Raw genomic sequence first — 2,840 nt, 5'->3', positions numbered from 1 at the left:
GTGCTTTAAGGACGAATACCGAGAGGAGTACGTCCCCGGAACGAAAGAGAAACCGGGCTACGTCAAGAAGTGGAGCGAAAAGGTCGAGATCCCCTGCACGACGCCTCCAAAGCCGACGGCCTCAGAGAAGGTCGACGACAACAGCTGCATCGAAGGCTCCGTCATCGGTGGCCTTCTTGGCGCGGGTGCTGGAGCTGCTCTCTCCCGCGGCAACGGACGATGGATCGGCGTTCCAGTGGGTGCAGCAGCAGGCGCCTTGGTGGGTTGCCAGGTCGATGGCGGCTGATGCCCTTGCGCTCAAATGAGGTGTGAGAGAGGCAGTGAGCGTGACCCCACCCACCCCATCAAGCAACCACGCAAGACAGGGTCTCCCCCTCACCCACAAACAATAGACAGGACCAGTCCCTCAAGGCTTCAGCGGGGCTGCAACAACCCCCTGGCTTTTTCTTCAGTTGCTCACGTCGATACAGCCGGAAGGGGGAAGTGTCTCTAGCTTCCGCGGATGATCTGGCAGCGGCTTCGATCCTTTTTCTCCTCCTCTGGGGCCTCAGTGGCCACCGTTGCGGAGCCTGCTGCCCAGCCGACGCCGGCTGAGGTCAGCACAGCTTCTGAACTTCAAACCATCGCCTTCTGGCGCTATCACGCCAGGCTGAGCTTTCACACCCCGCTGGCTTATCTGAAGCGGGATGGCCAGCAGCGTACGCAAAATCCTCCTGATCTTCAGCCGATTCAGCGCACTGGAAAAGGATGTGGCGAATGGATTCCTTATCGCCCTGATGGTTTTGTGGCCTTGGCTGAACTCAGTCAAGTTCAGATCGACTCATGGATGGCGGACTCTGGCGTTGAGCGTGAGCAGAAGCTCAGGCTGCTCATTCGGTTTCGCGAGATTTTTGAGAGCAAGGTGCTCCATGTCGATCAGAAGTTGATGCAGATCTATGCCCTGGTCGATCAGGAGACATTTCGATCGGTGTCCTCCAGCCTCAAGGGTGAGAGCTTTCCCGATGAAGTCTTCATTGCTGAACTGACCACACTGCGCGGTATCGGCCTTCAAAAGGCACAACTGCTCTGGAATGCCGGCCTGAGGACTCCGGCCATGGTTCAGGCGGCTGAAGACGCCGAGCTGCAGTCGATTCGTGGGATCGGTCCAAAGCTCATCGCTCAAATTCGCTCCCAGGAGGTGGCCTGAGGCGTCGCACGGATCTGCGGATCAGGTCTGCTCCCTCGCTTCCAGGGCCGAACAATTGCTGCTCGTAGTTCCTTGGAGGGTTGCCTGGTGGGCATTCGTCTTTGTTCGATGAAGACACCGTCATTCATCGCCACTCGCAGGCTGATCATCGCCAGCAAACCCAGGGGCTTCACGCAGGACTGATGCTCTCGTTGTGTTCTCCCGCGGGATAGCTCGAGCTGGTGTGTCGATCGCTACGCCGTTGTCAATAAGAACGGTGTCTTTGTGCGATTGGTCACTGATTGAGGTCGCCTCGCACCTGCAGTTTCAAAACAGGGTTGAACAGAGACCATCGTGCCCACCTCATTTAGCAATCCGTGTTTGCTTCGCTTTTCTGATCCCAAGGCGGAATACCGCGGGATCTGGGTCTTTTATGACGCCAATGACCTCGGTGCCTATTCCGCCTGCCACGAACTGCTGGCTCACGGTGAGCCCATGCGTGTGGTGGAACAACGGGAACTCCAGAGCCTCCTTGAAGCCCGTCGCTTTAGTCAGCATTTGATCCTGCATGGATGGTCACCGCAGGTGATTCACTCGGAGCTTGGCTACCGGCTCATTGGTTTTTAACGCTCTACCGCTAGCTGGCGAGTGGGTGAGTTGTTCTGCACCAGCCCGGAGCATGCGTGCAGCGGGCACCCTTGGCACTTCGCTTGCGGTTGGTCGGTTTCTTCAATTCGCTGATCGCAGCTTGATCAGTCGATTTGTTGTTGTCGTTGTGTTGATCTGGGGCCATTGATGCCTCCCAGCGACAGCCAAAGCCTGCCAGCTCTTTGCGATTCGACAAGAGCAGCGTTTCTGCTCACTGACGCCGGCGTTTGCTGTTTCCAGACTTGAGTGCATCCGATGTTGGCGTGACCACGTGATGTCCCGGTTGCTGGTTGCTGTTGGCTTCAGTCTTGGCTTGTTTCTGGCCCCAGCGTTCGCGCAAAGCAGTTCTACGCCGTCCGCAGGGGGCCAAGAGCAGCTCAGTGATTGGCAGCGCCGTGAGCTGGCCCGCCAGCAACGCAAACGTGAGCAGGCCAGGCGCTGCATCAGCGATTGGCGATTGGGCCTCTGCAGCCGCTCGTACCGTTAAGCCCACCTCAGAGGGAGCGGTGTGGGCGAGATCAATGGTGTTTCCGTTGCCCTGATTGCCCTCGGGCTGAGCGCGACCTGGGTTGTTCTCTTCTATGGATTCACCCGCTCGACCCGCTACGAAATCCAACGCACCCAGATGCAGCGCGTGCGCCGGCAGGTGATGAGGGTTCTTGCTGAGCGTTCCGACTAGGGCCTGTTGACAGCGCAACTGAAGCCGGCTAGTACAGGTGTACTCGCATCGGGCCCATGGCTCCTGTTGCTTCCCCGTACGCCACCTTTCGCGCCTCGGATTGGGTCTGGCCCGCTGCGTCCGCTGCTTCTGTCGCCTCACCCCCATGCCAGGACACGGTTGGCTCCAGGATCCCGCCACGCTCGCGACCAAGCGCTTCCATCGCGACGAAAAAAGTTGGGCGCAAGACCCGATGGTCTTCGTCGATTCAGGGCGACCTTTTCCAGCACAACCTCCTCTGCTCCAGTCCCGTGACCACCTCCATCGAGACCAGGCAGTTGAGCTTTGGCGGGCTCTTCTGAGCCGTGG

The 2,840-nt window shown here is 58.7% G+C and carries 5 protein-coding genes; all 5 read left to right on the top strand.

Translation table 11 applies throughout. The features are described 5' to 3' along the window. On the top strand, nucleotides 1–286 hold a 286-nt coding region (locus QZ186_RS11290; RefSeq protein WP_296416902.1), incomplete at its 5' end, for a glycine zipper 2TM domain-containing protein. A 540-nt stretch (nucleotides 287–826) separates the two neighbouring features. Beyond that, nucleotides 827–1,186, top strand: coding sequence for a helix-hairpin-helix domain-containing protein (locus tag QZ186_RS11285; RefSeq protein WP_296416900.1), 360 nt, complete (start codon nucleotides 827–829; stop codon nucleotides 1,184–1,186). Between the two features lie 360 nt (nucleotides 1,187–1,546). After that, the gene (locus tag QZ186_RS11280; protein ID WP_296416897.1) at nucleotides 1,547–1,792 is read left to right on the top strand and encodes a hypothetical protein; all 246 of its coding nucleotides are present in this window, start codon (nucleotides 1,547–1,549) and stop codon (nucleotides 1,790–1,792) included. Nucleotides 1,793–2,321: 529 nt separating this feature from the next. Beyond that, on the top strand, nucleotides 2,322–2,492 hold the full coding sequence (locus QZ186_RS11275) for a hypothetical protein (protein ID WP_296416894.1): 171 nt from the start codon (nucleotides 2,322–2,324) through the stop codon (nucleotides 2,490–2,492). A gap of 145 nt (nucleotides 2,493–2,637) precedes the next feature. Then, nucleotides 2,638–2,840 (top strand): DUF1651 domain-containing protein (locus QZ186_RS11270; RefSeq protein WP_296416904.1); only part of this gene is annotated, 203 nt, incomplete at its 3' end.

This window comes from Vulcanococcus sp. DEBay_Sum29NL08_54 (assembly GCF_017859255.1).
In the GTDB taxonomy this organism is placed as follows: domain Bacteria; phylum Cyanobacteriota; class Cyanobacteriia; order PCC-6307; family Cyanobiaceae; genus Vulcanococcus.
The sequence above is the reverse complement of the archived record's forward strand: the minus strand, read 5'-3'. Positions and strand labels throughout refer to the sequence as shown.

Coding starts and splice junctions, on each gene's coding strand:
- QZ186_RS11285 (WP_296416900.1), top strand. CDS start 827: ATGGCGGACTCTGGCGTTGAGCGTGAGCAGAAGCTCAGGCTGCTCATT.